This is a genomic window from Bacillus sp. L_1B0_5 (assembly GCF_000836715.1).
Taxonomy (GTDB): Bacteria; Bacillota; Bacilli; order Bacillales; family Bacillaceae_G; genus Bacillus_A; species Bacillus_A thuringiensis_S.
The window spans coordinates 12,176-29,357 of the sequence record NZ_JXIS01000070.1 but is presented as its reverse complement, the minus strand read 5'-3'; the positions used below and the strand labels follow the sequence as shown (position 1 = coordinate 29,357).

Here is a 17,182-nt window from a genome sequence, read left to right as displayed (position 1 = left end):
GGACTGCGGGTAGAGCCTGCTAAGATAACTGGTGGATACATCGGTGTTCGCAGGAATCTCCCACTTCAAACAGTCCGTTAGGACGTTAAGTGGTGAGTAGTTCAATGAAACGCATAAATATATTTATGTATTTTAAATGCTAAAGTCTGTGTTTGTTCACAGCGTTTTTGTTGTAACAATAAAGAAAAATATGTTGTAAAAACAAAACTGCCTTTGTATTTAAGCCCTCAAGGCTGAGTAAGGTCCCAATGGCTGCATGAAGTTTACTACATAATTGTACTAAGGGAGCATTTGCTACTCGTTGACTGATCCAAATACAAATCGTAGCTAAGTCTAAGCCAGAAAACTTATATTTTCGCTTTATAAACCCGATTTCTCTTGCAAGTTCTGCTAAAAATGCGGGTGTAATAAATCGCTTTAATTTTTCAGAAAATAGTTGTAATTCATCTTGAATCGAAAGATTCGTAAAAAAACGTCATCCTTTCTATTTAGCTTTTTAGAAAGAATAACGTTTTTTTTACAATTGGGGGTTGTAAAGATTCTTAAGTTGATGGACATGTGACTGAACCCCTAAATGTACAATTATCTTTTTTCGTTCGTGTCGGGTCTTATAGCATTTAGGTAATCAGCTATTTGTTAATCGTCAGGCAGATATTTTTAACTAAAAAACCAATACTTGAAATATAATACAGATTACGAACCGTTTTACACGTATCTCGGTTGAACTTCCGAATCACATATTGTTATAATCACTGCTATTCTTCTCTAATTACATCTATAACGTTATCCTTTTTAATTTTTCGCAGCGGAATTAGTACCGATACATAACTAATCAACAGTGCGGTTATAAAAGTGATAAAGCTAGATTGATAAGGAATAATCCATTCAAACGAAACCGTATTTGACAGTGCTACATAAAGAATATACGACAACATACAGCCGAAAAAGATTCCTTGTATGCTTCCAAAGAAGCCGTATAGGAGTCCTTCATATATAACCATCTTTTTCAAATCCTTTTGCGACATACCAATCGATTTTAAAGCAGCTAATTCTTTTCTTCTCATAATGATGCTGACTGTGATGGTATTTAAAATATTTACACAACCAATTAGTGTAATAACAGCTATAAATCCGTACCCTAATATTTTTATATAAAGTATATTGTCTGTATGGAAATTACTTTGAACAATATTATTTTTTACTTCTATAGATGCATCTCCACCCAGTTTCTTTTGTATATCTAAAATTGTAGCATCAGCCTGAGATTGATTCTTTAAATCAATTTCAAAACCTGTTAATTTTTGTGGAGATGGTGTTATATTTTCGGCTATTTGTTCACTAGTAATAAAAGTTATGGCATCCATCACTCTACTCATATTAAAAATATCTAATTCTACAATTGCAGTTATTTTTAAAGTTTCTAGTTTATCTTCATTGTAAGAGATTTCCTCTGTAGGTTTTCTTTCCTGCCGACTTGTTATTTGGATTTCATCCCCTACCTGAAAAGTACTTAGAGAACCTATATATTTTTTACTTGTATTCATATCATTTGATGCAGCTTGCTTTACTAAAATAACCTCTTTTTCACGATTTAATTTTGAAATATCAATTCTTCCACTAGTTACATTTTCAGCTAGTTTCTTTAAACTATTCTCATCGTAGGCTTTTATTTGTGTTTCCATAATTTCTACAGTTTGATTTTTGTATTTTACTTTATGATACAGCGATTCATTTCCTTGTAATTCTTTAATTTGTTTATTTTTTGGTACTTTCGTATAAAAATCATTTGCCTGATATTGCTTGTACAGATTCTCTACGTTATTAACTTTATAAATATTTCGACTCATACGATCTATGCTAGGCTTGTCTAAATTTGAATTAACCGTAACTGATATATCCGATTTTAGAGCTTGAATTTCCGGTTGTTTACGCTGAATGACAGTATCTATGAGAAACGTAAACGTGATATACAGTACACTACTTATAATAATAGACAAAATTGTAACTGTATATCTATTGGGATTTCTTTGGATATTTTTCAATGCCATACTTAACGGAAAAGATAGTGGTTTCTTTAGTTTTGTTCTCTTTTTTTTCTTTATTTTTTCTTTTTTTATAGCCAATCGGCTACTTACGGCCAGTAGCGGTGAAATTCTACCTGCAAAAAAAGCAGGAAAATAGCTTGAAATATAAACAGTTATCAATGTAATTAACGAACTTACACATATAATTAACCAATCTAATTTAATTGTATATCCCATAGAGTTTTTAAGTACGTTTATCAGTACTTGATTAAGTAAAAAGACTACTGATATACTACACAAAATTCCAAAAAAGATAGCAATAATAGAAAGAAATGTTGCTTCTCTTATCACAATTTTTCTGATTTGTTTTTTTGTAGCTCCAATACTCCTCAATAGCCCAAACTGTTTCATTCGCTCTACTATACTAATTTGAAATGCATTGTAAATAATAACAATCGTAGAAATCACAACAATCCCAATACTAATAGCGGCTGCCACCATTATCTCCACACTAGGCTTTAAGGCTCTCTTTAATTCCTCATTTACTCTTATATTTTTTTTATTCGTCAATAATTTAAATTGGTTTTCAACTTCATCAAAGTTTGCGTACTTATGCAATTCAATCAATACGCTACCTTCACCAACTTTGAACTTATTTTTATATGTAAATAATTGACCAGTTTTATTTTCCTGAGTACTACTAGACTTATTTAGCAAACCAACAAGTTTATATTTTTTTTCATGAATAGTAAACATACCGCCTAATTTAAGATTGGGACCGAAGTAAGGCAGCATCCATTTTTCCAAAACAGCCTCGTTTTCATTTGAAGGCAACTTACCTTCTACAGGAATACTAGACTGTAACAGCTTCAATGCTTGATGATCTGCATACATATAAGAAACAGCTATATCATCAACATGGAGCACCTCTCCTGGAGTTATGATGCCATAAGAAGATATATTCGGATTACTTTTTATCATATTGAAAAGCTTTTGATTATAATTTTCAACTGAAATATTTGCAGAACCCATAGAACCTTTTTTAGCATTATCAATTCCCGAAGTGTATCCACTATTAAAAAAAAGTCCAATCGTTGTTATTAGCGCCAATGCTAGAATAATACCTGTTAATGTTAGCAGAGTACGTTTTATATTACTTCTGAGATATTTTTGACTTAACTGTTTGTAACTATGAATCAATACTCCTCCCCTCCACATTTCTCTTGATTTTGCACTAATTTTTTATCAGAAATAATCATGCCATCTGTAATGGTTATAATTCGATCAGAGTTTGATGCGATAGCAGGGTCATGGGTAATTAAAATCACCGTCTGATTATATTTTTTAGCCGTTACTTTTAATAAATTCAGAACTTCTTTTGTATTTTTTGTATCTAGATTTCCGGTTGGTTCATCCGCTAAGATAATATCGGGTTTATTTATAAGAGATCTACCAATAGATACCCTTTGTTGTTGACCACCCGATAATTCAGAAGGCAAATGATCTCGTCTTTCATTTAACCCTAGCGTTTTTATAATTTCATCCAGGTAATGATCATCTACCTGTTCTTCGTCCAATAGAGCTGGCAAAGCAATATTTTCTTGTACATTCAAGACAGGAATTAAATTAAAAAACTGAAATATAAAACCAACTTTTCTTCGGCGAAAAATAGAGAGTTCATTATATTTATAATTGTAGATATTTTCATCACCTATAAACACATTTCCCGAACTCGGACGATCCAGCCCTCCTAAAATATGCAATAAGGTACTTTTACCAGAACCTGATGCTCCAACTATGGTTACGAATTCTCCTCTATGAATGGAAAGATTAATTCCTTTTAACGCCTGTACTTGCGTTTCTCCCTCTCCATATGTTTTTACTACATTTTCTAATCTAACAACCTCCATACAACTCATCCTTTTCACAGATTAATTTTGAATTTCTACAAAATAGATTTTATCCTTATCGTGCTCACCATCCTCGTCTTTCACTGCATACACTTTTGAAACGTATTCGACCACCTTTTTTACCTTGTTTTTATTTTTATAATCAAAATTTTCTTTTGCAAACTGAATTAACGAAAGGCTTACTTCTTTTTCTTTTAATTGTTTATATGTTTCCTCATTAACAATTACTATCGGTGATGAAAAATAGCCAATCCAATTATTTTGTTCAATATGTTGAACAGGTATCATTTGTCCATTTAAATTTAAATTTCCATCCTTAACTTCCTCATCTTCCGCTTTTTTTCTATAAAATAAGTTTTTTTCACTCGCTAATTCTTTAATTTCTTTTACCGGGGCTGAAGTCATTGAACTATCTTCTTTAGATAAGGGTGTTCTTACAATTCCTTTTTTCAAGAATTTTTCAGCTGTAGATTTTGTAATAACCGCATATTGTTTCTTGCTAACAGATGATTTATCAAGTTGCTTGTCCATCTCTTCTTCAGTCATATTTTCTCCTTTTTCTTTCCATTCTTTCTTAATTTCTTCTTTCTGTTCGGTAGTGAGTTCTTGTTTTATTATTTCTGTGACCAATTTATAATTATAATCTGCTGTTCGTACGTTTTGATCTTTATACAGATTTTTAACAGCTGATATATTTTCTTTCGTTCCAGATACCATGATACCGTTTACTGGTTGTGAGGGACCATTTATATACCGATTTACAGCAAACCCTATACCTATAAAAATTGCTGTTACTACTAGAAATCCTATTATCTTTTTCATTTTCTTCCTCCTCATATACTATGTTTAATCTGGGATTAGAACAGTAGGTTTTTTCTTTATATAAACAGTGGCTAAAATGCTACAAGTCTTAATAAAGAATAATTACCTTCAGTATAGACGTCTTTAATTGTTAATTGAATAACTCTTGTCTTACTATATATACTTTAATCTTACAGTTTAGTAAGATTACTAAATCTAACTTTTTATATACTCGTAACTCTGATCAAGATATACTTTAAAATTAAACGGTTTTTATACACTTATTTAAGTACACACATACTTTTCAAATTCTCAAAAATCCGCTCCATTCGGCTCTTATTCTCAATGATCTGTTTTTTAAAATTCATTTACATAATTAATGCGAATTCAAATTTCATTTAACATTTTTGTATAAGATAACTTAAACAAAACATTACTGATTGTATAAAAACGTACAAATTCAACAAGACACTATTACAAGGTTTTTCAAAATATAAGCAAGTACATGTATGAATTACGTAAACATTCTGCTTTAAGTAATTGTTGTATCTCATTATGTACTGAAAAGCTTTAAGCCGATTTGGGTATTATGCTTATACTCAGAAAATCCTCTAAAAGTCCATTTCCATACTAAACTATTTTAAATTAGCCAATCAACGTGTAAAATAACTGTCATAATCTAAAATACTGCCATAATCAAGGACAAATGAGGAGAGATACTGTGGATAAAGTATTATTCGTTGAAGACGATAACGATCTAGGAATGGCTATTGAGTTTACTCTAAAAGGAGAAGGACTTGAGGTTATAAGAGTTTCTACTGTACAAGATGCAAAAGACCAATACGAAAATAATAAATTTGACTTAGCTATATTGGATGTTGGACTCCCAGATGGAAATGGGTATGATTTATGTACCTATCTTAAAAGCAAAGGTGATATACCTATTATTTTTCTCACAGCACTGGATGAGGAGGCAAATGTAGTAATGGGCCTTGATATTGGTGGAGATGATTATATAACAAAACCCTTCAGGGTAAAAGAGCTATTATCTAGAGTAAAAGTACAATTAAGAAAAAAAATTAAAACAGCTTCTAATACTATATTGAGGTCTGAAAATATACAGCTTGAAGTTGAAGCGGCCAGAGCCTTTAAGCATGAGAAAAGTATAAATTTAACACATTTAGAATACAAACTCTTATTAACGTTAATGCTAAATCCTCATAAAGTGTTACAAAGAAATGAGATATTGAAAAAAATAGCAGATGAAGGTGAAGTGTTTTTCGATGAAAATACTCTTTCTGTTTATGTAAAAAGATTGAGAAGTAAAATTGAGGATAATCCACAAAATCCTGACTGTATAATCACACAAAGAGGTGTCGGATATTTCTGGAATAAAGACGTCAGTAAGGAGTAATTTAATGATAAATAGAGAAATAAAAATTAATATACTTACATTAGCATTAATCTCTTTTTTATTTATTATATATCAAGTTATCACAGTTCATATTCTATATGACCATTTAAAAAATGATTATATTACTATTTGGAGTGAAATTACTGGAAAACTAATTGAACAAAACCCAGAAAATGAATACGAAATAATACAAGCACTTACAAATGATACAGCCAATAAAAAAGATTATTCCAGTGATGGAGAAATGCTATTAAAACAATATGGTCTAACTGCTGAATTAGATTCAAGACTTTTTCCTTATTTAAATAAACATATATCCCAAAACAATATATACATGTTCCTTGGAGCAATAGGGTTCAGCTTAATCCTAATTTTTCTAAATTACTTACAATATAAATCTTTTTTCTTAAAAATTAGAAATGTAACTGCTGCAGCGAATAAAATTATTGAAGGTGATTACACCATTGATATCAAGGAAAATAGAGAAGGTGATCTAGCTAAACTTGCTAATTCTTTTCATAAACTGAAAAATGTTATTAGAAAAAGTATGCATAATTTAATGGAAGAAAAACAATTCTTAATTCAAACTTTACAAGATATTTCTCATCAACTAAAAACACCACTCTCAACACTTACAGTGAACAATGATATCTTATTACAAGGTAAATTAAATGAACAACAATATCATTTTTTACACAACAATGATGTTCAAATTTCAAGAATCAACTTTTTAATACATAATTTATTAAAAGTTTCAAAAATAGATGCTAGAGCAATACTATTTGAAAAAGAAAACTCTGATATTATTGATACAATTTATGAGGTCATTGCTAGTTTGAACAGTAAATTAAATAAAAAAAATATGAACATACATTTAAAAACCAATGAAAAAATATCACTTTTCCATGACAGTATTTGGATGCAAGAAGCTTTATTAAATATTTTAAAGAATTCCATTGAACATTCAAATGATAATAGTTCTATTTATATTGAAGTCACAAACTCTCCTATTCATACTGAAATAATAATTCAAGATTTTGGTGAAGGTATTGCATCAGAAGATTTGCCATATATATTCGATAGATTTTACAAAACAAAAAATTCTAATAAAGAAGGCTCCATTGGAATTGGCTTAGCACTAGCGAAATCAATTATCGAAGCTCACCATGGATTTATTAAAGTAGAAAGTCAAAAACACTCATTCACAAAATTTACAATAACTTTTATGAAGTATTAATAGTTCATAAAAGTTATTGTAAACCCCTAACCCTTGAGTATAATTTTTAAAAATTAATCATCTGTAAAAAAAGAAATTCGATTAACTTTTCATAAATGACTGTAGAGAAATAACTTTTCCGTTTTAGAGGTAATTAAAAATCTTAGCTTGATGGGCATAGAGTCACAATATCAAAAAAGAAAACTGTGCGTTTGAACAGAATTTAGACACAAAATATCCGATTCCTTTTACGCTAAGGAATCGGATATTTATTTTACTGTTTTATATAGTGTACAATTTCTCGCTTACGAGGTCTGTGTAGCAACCAAACCAAATCTTACGTTAAGTATTAGTGGGCATCAAAAATAGTAATGACTAATCCAGATTAACATTGATCTGATTCACAATTACATATACCCATATGGCGAACTACCCGCCGCTTAACGTCCTAATGGACTGTTTGAAGTGGGGGCTTCTCGGTTAGTCGTTACTTTTGATAGCTAACGAATTCGTCCTAAGACAACCGAGCTAACTCCCTCGTTCCAAGGGTTATTTTATTGCTATCTATGCTAACGCTAATAAGCGTATTGCTTCATTTTTGATATTGATAGCTGCGTTATAATCTCTATCGAGATTTACACCACATATACAAGAATATACTCGCTCAGACAATGACATATTTTTCACATTTCCACAACTGCTACATGTTTTTGTGGAAGGAGAATTCTTTCGGGGAATTCGTTAAATGACTAAATAATACAAACGGTATAAAGAGAATTTCTAGTCTTTTCATACCGTTTTACGTTTGTTTTTAAGTTTCATACGAAATTCGTGGAAAGATAGCAGCATCTATTTTATAAATAAGGTTCAAAAGTTACCATACCTGACAACGGAAATATTAATGTAACCCTAGTTCCCTTATTAACTTCAGAATCAATGGTAATTTTCATACCTAATTTTGAGCACAGTTTTTCGCATAGATACAAGCCCATTCCTGTACTTTTGCTAAATCTTCTTCCATTCTCTCCAGTAAATCCTTTCTCAAAAACTCTATTTATATCTTTAGTTACTATTCCTACGCCATTATCCTCTATAGTTAGTATTACTGAGTTAGTTTTCTTAATTGAGCATATACTTATCATTTGTTCTTTGTTATTTGAGTACTTTATAGAATTTCCTATTATTTGATTAATAATAAATTCAACCCATTTTCCATCACTATATACAATCTCATCAATATCCTGTATATCTAATTTTATTCTCTTATGAATAAAATCCCTATAGTTTCTTTTAATTACATTCCTTACTACATTATCAAGATTGATTGGCTTTATCATATAGTCTTTATTCACGTTAGAGCTTCGAGAATAATACAGAACCTGTTCTACAAACCCCTCAATCCGATCCATTTGAGAGTCAATTTTATTCGTTACTTCATTTTGATTATTTTCAATTATAAGCTTTGTAGAAGCTATTGGTGTCTTAATTTCATGCACCCATGTCTCTATATATTCTCTGTAATCCAATTGCATATCACTATAATACTTTACATTTTCATGCATATCTCTACTTACTTCTTTCAATATAGCGTTAAGCTTTTCCCCATGTATAAAATTCGCTTCCTTTACTACCTCTGGAAGTAAGTATTTTTTCTCCAAGTTTTCTAATATGCCGTTAATCTCATTATAATAATTTTTACATCTTATAAATTCTATAGCCATATATGAAATCAATGGAAAAAACCAAATACAAAAGACAAAGAATATGATAATGAACGGAACATCCGCAGTCAGCAATATACCTGCTAGTATGATATATACCAGTACATTTGATAGTATTACTACTATTTTATCTTTAATAAATTCACCTATATTCATGGCATTATATACCCTAAGCTTCTTCTTGTTGCAATTGGATTTTCTATACCTATCTCTTCAAGCTTTTTTCTTAATCTATTTATATTAACAGTTAAGGTGCTATCATCCACAAAATAATCAGATTTCCATAAAGTTTCTATAAGTGAATCTCTTTTTACAATATTTCCGCGATTATTTATTAAGCATGAGAGTATTTTAACTTCATTTTTAGTTAATTCTACAGATTTGTCTTGATAAGTAACTGTTGCATTTGAAAGATTTAAATTAAAATCCCTATAAATTAAGATATGATTCATCTTGAAATCTCCAGATGTTCTTCTTAAAATGTTTGTTACTCTTGCTAATAGTATTTCTGTATTATAAGGCTTTGTTATAAAATCATCCGCTCCTAAATTCATGCTTATTAGTTCATCTACATCACTATCTCTACTTGTAACCATGAAGATTGGAACATCTGAAGTTTTACGTATTTCTCTGCATATATAATAGCCATCGAACACAGGAAGATTTATGTCTAGTAATATAAGGTCTGCATTCTCACTTTCTATATATTCGATAATATGATTAAAATCTGTAGGAGCCTGTACTTCATATCCATACTTTATAAAAAAATGTTGTAATTCTTCTCTAATGATTTCATCATCTTCGATCAGAATGATTTTTTTCATGATTTTTCCCTCCCTATACAGAATATAAGGCCATTACATCTTGAGAAACAAGGTGTAATAGCCTTAATGCGCATTATAAAATCAAGTATTACTTTTTACAATATTTTTATACCCGACATATGTCGTGTAGAAATATCCTACATAAACTACAAGAAAGACTAAGCCAGTCATCAATGCTGGTAAAGTAATGTCTGTTGGTTGAATTGCGTTAATAAAATTATTGATTACATAAATTCCAACTACAGAATGCATTAGGGCAAGAATAACTGGAAGACTAAAGTATACGAAAGTTTGAATAAAAATCGTTTTGTCGATCATTGTTCCGTTTGAACCAATTCTCTTCAAAGATTTATATCGCTCTATACTATCACTGGCTTCTGATAATTGTTGAAGAGCTAATACAGCCATACTCGTTATTAAAAATACAATACCTATATATATCCCAATAAACAGTATGATGGTTTTCAATCCCTTACTTTCTGCACGAACTTCATCCTTTGATTTGCCTGATATATATGCAATATTTAATTTCGGGCCATTTTCGTCATAAAAGCCCCTTGCAACGTTATCATATTTTTTATTATATTCTTCTCTATTTCCATCTAAATAATTTACATTAAGTACGGATGTACCAATTTTGTAGCCTGATAAAAACTCATCATTTATAACGATTGCGAAGAAATTAAGTGGCGCATCAGAAGTGTAAAGATTCTCTTGTATAACTTTAGCGTGTTTTACCAGATATTCTTTTTCTTTAATATTCACCTTATTGCTATTTTTTAATCTTTCATTTATCGAATTAACCAACCGGCTTTTATTTGATAAAAGTAAAATTTCATTGTTATTTATAGTAATTTTCTTTTCACCTTTGAGATTTAAAATTTTATTATAATCAGATACTTTAATGAAATCCACACCGATATTCTTAGCATTTTTAGTTACTTCTGGTACAACGTCCCCCACTTCCATCTCTGTTGAATATACATTATGAGATACATATTTTTCGTTATTACTTATTTTAAAATTAGCATTATTTAATACGTCTTCTATCGTGTAACTTTCATCCCTATTCATCAACGTAATACTGGCATCAAATGGTGTTTCTTCTTTTATTGTTGCGTCCATCATTCTGTTAAAGCTGATTCCTGTAGATAAAGCCACCATTGTAAGGAATAACATTAAACAGATTACAGACATGGATATAAAATTTGTATTAACCTTACTATTTATTTGTTTGATGATAAATATATTTAACCCTTTAAAATAGACTTTTTTATTCTTCTTTACAACATATAATATAAATCCAGATAAACTAAAGAAAAACAGAAATGTACCTAATATGCCAAGAAGGATTGATACCACGAGCATAGGATTATTATAATTCAATCCAATTTTTAGTACAGTCACATATGCATATCCAAGTGATGCTACACACATTATAAATGTGATTACATAGATAAGAGGATTTCTAAATTTTACATCTTCATTTTTTCTACCTGCTGTTAACAAATCAATTATTTTGTATTTAGAAACAACATATACATTACATAACATAACAAGCAAAAACATGATTCCAAAGTAGAATACGCTTTTCCCTATAGCACCTGTTGAAATTGCAAATTTATATTTATTGATGGGCAATTCAAATAACTTTAATGCAAATGTAGATAATCCCTGCGATACTCCAATACCTATTATAAGTCCACTCACTAAAGATATAACGCCAACTAGAACTGTCTCTGTTACTAATATTCTGGATATGTTTCTTCTTCCCATACCTAAAGTCATGTATATTCCTAATTCTTTTTTACGTTTTTTAATTAAGAAATTATTTGCATACAATATTAAACTACCTAATATTACGGATACAAATACTGACACATTTGAGATAGCGTTCATTACTGTAGGCACATACTTTTTATCTGAAGCGCTAATTTCCATAAGTGCCTTTTGTGATTCTATGGAGTTAAAGCTATAGAATATACAAACAGCCAGTGTTAGTGTTAAGAAATATATTGCATAATCTTTAAGACTTTTCTTTACATTCCCAATAGCAAGCTTAGAGTACATTATTATCGTCACCTCCAAGAAGGGTTATAACTTCGATAATTTTAGTAAAGAACTCTTTTCTGGAATCATTTCCTCTTACCAACTCGATAAATATTTTGCCATCATTAATAAAAAGAATTCTATGAGCATAGCTTGCTGTAAATGCATCATGAGTAACCATAAGTATTGTAGCTTTTAAATCCTTATTTAAACTTTCAAATCTTTCGAGTAATAATCTAGCTGATTTAGAATCTAACGATCCTGTTGGTTCATCTGCAAGTACTAAAGATGGATCTGTTACGATAGCTCTTGCCGAAGCAACCCTTTGTTTTTGTCCACCTGATATTTGATAAGGATATTTGCTTAATACTTGTTCAATGTCCAAATATTTTGCAACTGCTTGTATTTTGTCATCAATTTTTGAACTCTCCTCACCTTTTATAGTTAACGCTAGGGCAATATTTTCATAAGCAGTAAGGGTATCTAATAAATTAAAGTCCTGAAACACAAACCCTAATTCATTTTTTCTAAACTTATCTAGTGACTTTGATTTTAACCGAGTAATGTCACTATTATTGATTATTATTTTTCCCGTCGTAACATGATCAATCGTTGATATACAGTTAAGTAATGTAGTTTTGCCACTTCCTGAGGGCCCCATTATCCCAACGAATTCTCCCTCATCTACCTTAAAACTAATATTATCTATAGCCTTTGTTACATTATCTTTATTACCATAATATTTTTCAATTTTTTCTACACTTAATATATTTCGCATTAATACTTCTCCTTTTTCATTATAAAATTCTTTAACTCCCCTTCATTTTATATAATTTCATTAATAGTATCGGTGGAATTACATTTCATTAACATTACATTTTTGTTATATTGAGTGATACCTCTACACTCTACATGTAAGTTATCAGAAATAGCGATGGTATTCGTACGGATTATTCGATGCCTTACTAAAGAGGCAGAAAAATGTAGGGGTATCAACGATAAAACTTATGTAATTAGTGGAAATAAACAAACTAGTTAGGGCATAACAACAGCTCAATTTAAAAAATATGGATTTATAGTCATTTCAGAAGAAGATTTTGAAAACAGAAAAAGGTTTGACCTTTAAGACCAAACCCTTTTTATTATTTCACAGCAAGTTTTTCTTTCACTTTTGTAGGAAGCTCATCCTGCTTCACTTCTTCCAAATTGGATTTATTTTTAAATACGGTACATGAAATTACCAATAATAAAAAAATCCTTCAAATAGGAGCATATTACATTTTCTCATTCTGTGAGATTAATCTAATGATACAATAAAGTACAAGTCTCTATTTTAAAGAACTAGAAAGCTCAATGTTCTGGTGCTGTAGTCGTACATAATTCCATTACAGTGAAGAGACAAAATAAAACATGAAAGCTCTGTTCACGATCTAATCATCCAAAAATCATTAACGATAAACGCCTCCACTTTTCTCATATAACATCAAATAATATAATCAACAAATCTGTTTAAAAAAAGAGAGGCGTATGCCCCACTTAAAATTGAAATCCAACCTTTTTACTATCACCTTTAGCTTTTTTTTCTTACTTTAAATAGACTTAAGAAGCTTTTTATACCCCAGCTGAATACTATCTATATTGTATGACTTCATAATTTCATAATACCTTGTTTCGTTTGTTGTAGAATTGAAAAATGAATCTCTTCCATCTCTAGTAAGCTGATATTTTCCCTTTTCAGTAAACTCAGCTCGTATTTTATACTTTCCTTCTTCTACCTCAAAATAGTAATGAGCTTGCCCATTTTGTAATCTAGACACTATTTTTTCTTCAACTATCTCTTCATTTTCATTAATTAAATATAACTTTATTTCACCTATTTCAGGTGCGATTGTTTGTTCCTCAGGATCAATCCAACCATCCTCATTTTCATCAAACCAGATATAACCAGAAATAGTCCCTTTCTCTGGATCCCAAACCTTATCCATTTCTTCTGCGAATGCTAAATTTTTTGGTAAAAATAATGTAAAAATGAATAATAAAACTGACATACATGTTATAGATTTAATTGTTTTCATCAATATCATCACCCAATTCTATAATATTTAACAGGAATATATAAATATTAATACGATATACAATGTATTACAATAATGGTTTTGTCAACAAATCTTTATTATAATTGTAATAACATAAGCTATTAATTAATAAGATAAATATTTAATTTAATGAATTACTAGATAAAAATTAATTCTCGTATGGTAATCCAAACTTTTTCCACTCGAGAAATCCGCCTTTTAAATTAACTACTTCCTTTATACCAGCTTTTTGTAAGATGCTAGCTGCTATAGCGGAACGCAAACCAGTTCGACATTGTAAAACTATTGGACAATCTTTCGGTACAGAATCTATCTTCTCAAATAGATTGCCTAACATAATATGTATTGCATCATGAAGGTGCCCTTCCTCCCACTCTTTTTTACTACGTACATCGATAACCTTAACACTTCTATCTTTTATATGCCGATATAATTCAATTGATGTTTTTTCCTTGTAGCCTTCTAATATATCAAATTTTTTTATTACTTTTAAAGGTGCAAAAGCAACAATATTATCTAGCCCAATAGATTCAAAGTCCCTAATGACTTCCTCAACCTCAACCTTAACCTTTTCCTCATCTAGAATTATTAAAGTCTCTGTTTTATAATCTAGTAACCATCCACACCAAGTTGTGAAAGAATTGTTATACGGTATGTTAATTGATTTCTCAATGTGACCAGAAGCAAAACTCTCTACATCCCTTATATCAACTATTTGCTGGACACTTCTCATAACTTCTTGAAGTTCTTCTACTGTATTAATAGCAGTAATCTTTCTCTTCTTACGAATTGGGGGACCATACTTATTTAAATTCTTCATTAATGAAAAATACTTTGGAGGCTCTGGCTGTCCCGTCAATAAAGTTGATATAAAATCACTTTCTTCATTACACTGAAATGCCCAATTAAACATTTTTTCATAACCTAATGTAGAAGTTGGAATTGCTCCTAATGCTTTTCCACATGCGCTTCCCGCACCATGCGATGGCCATATTTGCAAATAATCAGGGAGTATTTTTACTTTTTGTATAGAATCAAATAATTGTTTCGCTCCTATTTGTGCAGTATCTTTCATACCAACAGCTGTTTCTAATAAATCAGGTCTTCCTATATCTCCTACAAATATAAAGTCACCTGTGAAAATTCCTATCGGTTTATCATTCGTACAATTATTTTGACTTGTATCAGTTACTAAAAAAGAAATACTTTCAGGCGTATGCCCTGGGGTGGAAATTACATTAAATTTTATATGGCCTACTTTAAACTCTGTGCCCTCTCTAACCAATTTGTATCGACCTTCGTTGAGATATTGATATTTCCAATCACAATCTCCTTCATCAGATACATATAAATTTGCATGATAAAGATTAGAAAGTTCTCTAGATCCAGAAAGAAAATCTGCATGAATGTGAGTCTCAGCCGCAGCAATTACTTCCATCCCCTCTTTCTTAGCAAACTCTATATATTGTTCTATATAGCGCCCTGGATCAATTACAATTGCTACACCTTCCTTCTGACACCCGACTAAATAGGAAGCATGCGCTAATTTTTCATCATAAAAATATTTTAAAAGCATAGCTATTCCCTCCAAATATTTATTTCAAATTGCTTTTCAATTTTTATAACCACTTTTTATCTTTTCCTATAGGATCCCTTTCAACATTAAATTCCAATACATATAGGGCAACATATATCTTTTAAGTAAAAACATACTATACCGTTCTTTCGCTTGATTAAATGGAAACGTTTCTTGGGGCTCATGTTCATAGTTAAATTCAGCGAGTATAAGACTTTTATATCCTGTAACAATCGGACAGGATGTATATCCATCATATTTAGCATGCAAGTCTCTTCCGTTAAGTACGTCCATAATATTTTGTTTTAAGACAGGTATTTGTTTTCGAATTGCCGCTCCAGTTTTAGAGGTGGGTAAATTGGTACAATCTCCAAGTCCGAAAATATTCTTATACTGTACATGCTGCAAAGTATAAGGGTTTATATCTACCCACCCCTGAGAATCACTTATCTCACTCTCTTTAATAAAATTAGGTGGCCCCATTGGTGGAACAACATGGATCATACTGTATGGTACAATTTCTCTTTTCAGTGTTTGCGTATCTTCAAAAATTGCTTCTCTTTTTTCAGCGATAATCTCTACTAAGTTTTTATTATAGTTCGTTATAATTTGCTTTCTTTCTAGTACTTGTTCTAAAGTATTTGCATATCGAGGAACCTGAAAGATGTTACTATTTGCAGAATAAAACATTACTTCACTTCTGTTTTTTACACCAATTTTACAAAAATACTCTTCTGCTAAATACATAATTTTTTGTGGAGCGCCACCGCATTTAATAGGAGTATTGGGATGCGTGAAAATCGCATTTCCTCCTTTAAATTTTTCGATTTCTCTCCAAGTAGACTCAACATATTTATAAGAATAATTGCTACAAACCCCATTAGTCCCAATAGACTCTTTTAAACCTTTAATACCTTCCCAATTTATTTGTATACCGGCTGCTACAATAAGAATTTCATACTTAAGCAGCAGTCCATCATCTAAAAGTATCTTATTTTCAGTCGGAAATAACTTAACAACACTTTTAGGGATCCACGTTGCTCCTTTTGGAATAAGCGATTCTTGATCACGCATCGTACTTTCCTTTGAAACAATGCCTCCCCCCACTAAACTCCATAGTGGCTGAAAGTAGTGTTTTTTTGACGGATCAATAATCGCTATACTTTCTTTCAATAGGGGGACATTTCGTAATAAATATGCAGTAGAAGATAGTCCTGCAGTCCCAGCACCAATTACAATAATTTTATAACTCTCTCTGGTCTTCATTATCCTCTTCCTATCTAAAATTGATTTTTTAATTAACTCATCCTTAGCCTTATTTCATCTTATAAACAATATTATAAGTTAAAAACACCATTTATTTGTCTGATTTAAATGAATATTTCGTTAAAAATAATCAACAAAATTACTATATGCATGAATCCCCCATGTTACTTCTTTAATTTGTTTCAAACACTACAAACTTAATATTTTTCAACATTATCCTGTATTCTAACTACATTTAATTACATCACATGCCAATAATCATTGGATTATGAGTTACATGAAACG

12 protein-coding genes and 2 pseudogenes are annotated in these 17,182 nt (G+C 30.5%); 2 read left to right on the top strand and 12 right to left on the bottom strand.

Features of this window, described 5'->3' with window-relative positions; genetic code table 11:
• Positions 1–149: 149 nt before the first annotated feature.
• The 4 genes and pseudogenes from RT27_RS33910 to RT27_RS21545 form a co-directional block, all read right to left on the bottom strand.
• Positions 150–454 (bottom strand): annotated as a pseudogene (locus RT27_RS33910) (IS4 family transposase); the annotation flags it as partial.
• A gap of 301 nt (positions 455–755) precedes the next feature.
• On the bottom strand, positions 756–3,224 hold the full coding sequence (locus RT27_RS21555; protein ID WP_043937440.1) for an ABC transporter permease: 2,469 nt from the start codon (positions 3,222–3,224) through the stop codon (positions 756–758).
• Positions 3,221–3,934, bottom strand: coding sequence for an ABC transporter ATP-binding protein (locus RT27_RS21550; RefSeq protein ID WP_043937438.1), 714 nt, complete (start codon positions 3,932–3,934; stop codon positions 3,221–3,223). The genes RT27_RS21555 and RT27_RS21550 overlap by 4 nt, the downstream gene beginning before the upstream one ends.
• Positions 3,935–3,955: 21 nt before the next feature.
• Complete coding sequence (locus RT27_RS21545; RefSeq protein WP_043937437.1) at positions 3,956–4,756, bottom strand: lipoprotein BA_5634 family protein; 801 nt, start codon at positions 4,754–4,756, stop codon at positions 3,956–3,958.
• 700 nt (positions 4,757–5,456) lie between these two features.
• Here RT27_RS21545 and RT27_RS21540 point away from each other — a divergent pair.
• Positions 5,457–6,149 (top strand): response regulator transcription factor, encoded by a 693-nt coding sequence (locus tag RT27_RS21540; RefSeq protein WP_016082907.1) that lies wholly within the window; start codon positions 5,457–5,459, stop codon positions 6,147–6,149.
• A 4-nt stretch (positions 6,150–6,153) separates the two neighbouring features.
• Positions 6,154–7,386, top strand: a complete 1,233-nt coding sequence (locus tag RT27_RS21535; RefSeq protein ID WP_043937435.1) for a HAMP domain-containing sensor histidine kinase — start codon at positions 6,154–6,156, stop codon at positions 7,384–7,386.
• 543 nt (positions 7,387–7,929) lie between these two features.
• On the opposite strand, the pseudogene RT27_RS33905 reads toward RT27_RS21535, so the two are convergent.
• From RT27_RS33905 to RT27_RS21500, 8 genes and pseudogenes are all read right to left on the bottom strand, one after another.
• Positions 7,930–8,085 (bottom strand): annotated as a pseudogene (locus tag RT27_RS33905) (zinc ribbon domain-containing protein); the annotation flags it as partial.
• Between the two features lie 134 nt (positions 8,086–8,219).
• Entirely contained in the window at positions 8,220–9,242 is a 1,023-nt protein-coding gene (locus RT27_RS21530; RefSeq protein ID WP_043937433.1) for a sensor histidine kinase, read from the bottom strand.
• Positions 9,239–9,910, bottom strand: a complete 672-nt coding sequence (locus tag RT27_RS21525; RefSeq protein WP_043937432.1) for a response regulator transcription factor — start codon at positions 9,908–9,910, stop codon at positions 9,239–9,241. Before RT27_RS21525 ends, RT27_RS21530 begins: the two co-directional genes overlap by 4 nt.
• Before the next feature lie 81 nt (positions 9,911–9,991).
• Positions 9,992–11,980: an ABC transporter permease gene (locus RT27_RS21520; protein ID WP_043937430.1), complete on the bottom strand. Its 1,989-nt coding sequence runs from the start codon at positions 11,978–11,980 to the stop codon at positions 9,992–9,994.
• Positions 11,970–12,737 carry an ABC transporter ATP-binding protein gene (locus RT27_RS21515; protein ID WP_043937428.1) on the bottom strand — a complete coding sequence of 256 codons (768 nt, stop codon included), beginning with the start codon at positions 12,735–12,737 and terminating at the stop codon, positions 11,970–11,972. The genes RT27_RS21520 and RT27_RS21515 overlap by 11 nt, the downstream gene beginning before the upstream one ends.
• An 811-nt stretch (positions 12,738–13,548) precedes the next feature.
• The gene (locus RT27_RS21510) at positions 13,549–14,034 is read right to left on the bottom strand and encodes an SdrD B-like domain-containing protein (RefSeq protein ID WP_000849082.1); all 486 of its coding nucleotides are present in this window, start codon (positions 14,032–14,034) and stop codon (positions 13,549–13,551) included.
• Between the two features lie 169 nt (positions 14,035–14,203).
• Positions 14,204–15,631, bottom strand: a complete 1,428-nt coding sequence (locus tag RT27_RS21505) for an MBL fold metallo-hydrolase (protein WP_043937426.1) — start codon at positions 15,629–15,631, stop codon at positions 14,204–14,206.
• Positions 15,632–15,697: 66 nt separating this feature from the next.
• A complete protein-coding gene (locus RT27_RS21500; RefSeq protein ID WP_043937423.1) occupies positions 15,698–16,897 on the bottom strand; it encodes an FAD/NAD(P)-binding oxidoreductase in 1,200 nt (399 codons plus the stop codon).
• Positions 16,898–17,182 lie beyond the last annotated feature (285 nt).

What these genes read in the sequence shown, in the direction of transcription:
- RT27_RS21500 (WP_043937423.1), bottom strand. Translation starts at nt 16,897, where the DNA reads ATGAAGACCAGAGAGAGTTATAAAATTATTGTAATTGGTGCTGGGACT.
- RT27_RS21515 (WP_043937428.1), bottom strand. Translation starts at nt 12,737, where the DNA reads ATGCGAAATATATTAAGTGTAGAAAAAATTGAAAAATATTATGGTAAT.
- RT27_RS21535 (WP_043937435.1), top strand. Translation starts at nt 6,154, where the DNA reads ATGATAAATAGAGAAATAAAAATTAATATACTTACATTAGCATTAATC.
- RT27_RS21550 (WP_043937438.1), bottom strand. Translation starts at nt 3,934, where the DNA reads ATGGAGGTTGTTAGATTAGAAAATGTAGTAAAAACATATGGAGAGGGA.
- RT27_RS21545 (WP_043937437.1), bottom strand. Translation starts at nt 4,756, where the DNA reads ATGAAAAAGATAATAGGATTTCTAGTAGTAACAGCAATTTTTATAGGT.
- RT27_RS21525 (WP_043937432.1), bottom strand. Translation starts at nt 9,910, where the DNA reads ATGAAAAAAATCATTCTGATCGAAGATGATGAAATCATTAGAGAAGAA.
- RT27_RS21505 (WP_043937426.1), bottom strand. Translation starts at nt 15,631, where the DNA reads ATGCTTTTAAAATATTTTTATGATGAAAAATTAGCGCATGCTTCCTAT.
- RT27_RS21520 (WP_043937430.1), bottom strand. Translation starts at nt 11,980, where the DNA reads ATGTACTCTAAGCTTGCTATTGGGAATGTAAAGAAAAGTCTTAAAGAT.
- RT27_RS21530 (WP_043937433.1), bottom strand. Translation starts at nt 9,242, where the DNA reads ATGAATATAGGTGAATTTATTAAAGATAAAATAGTAGTAATACTATCA.
- RT27_RS21510 (WP_000849082.1), bottom strand. Translation starts at nt 14,034, where the DNA reads ATGAAAACAATTAAATCTATAACATGTATGTCAGTTTTATTATTCATT.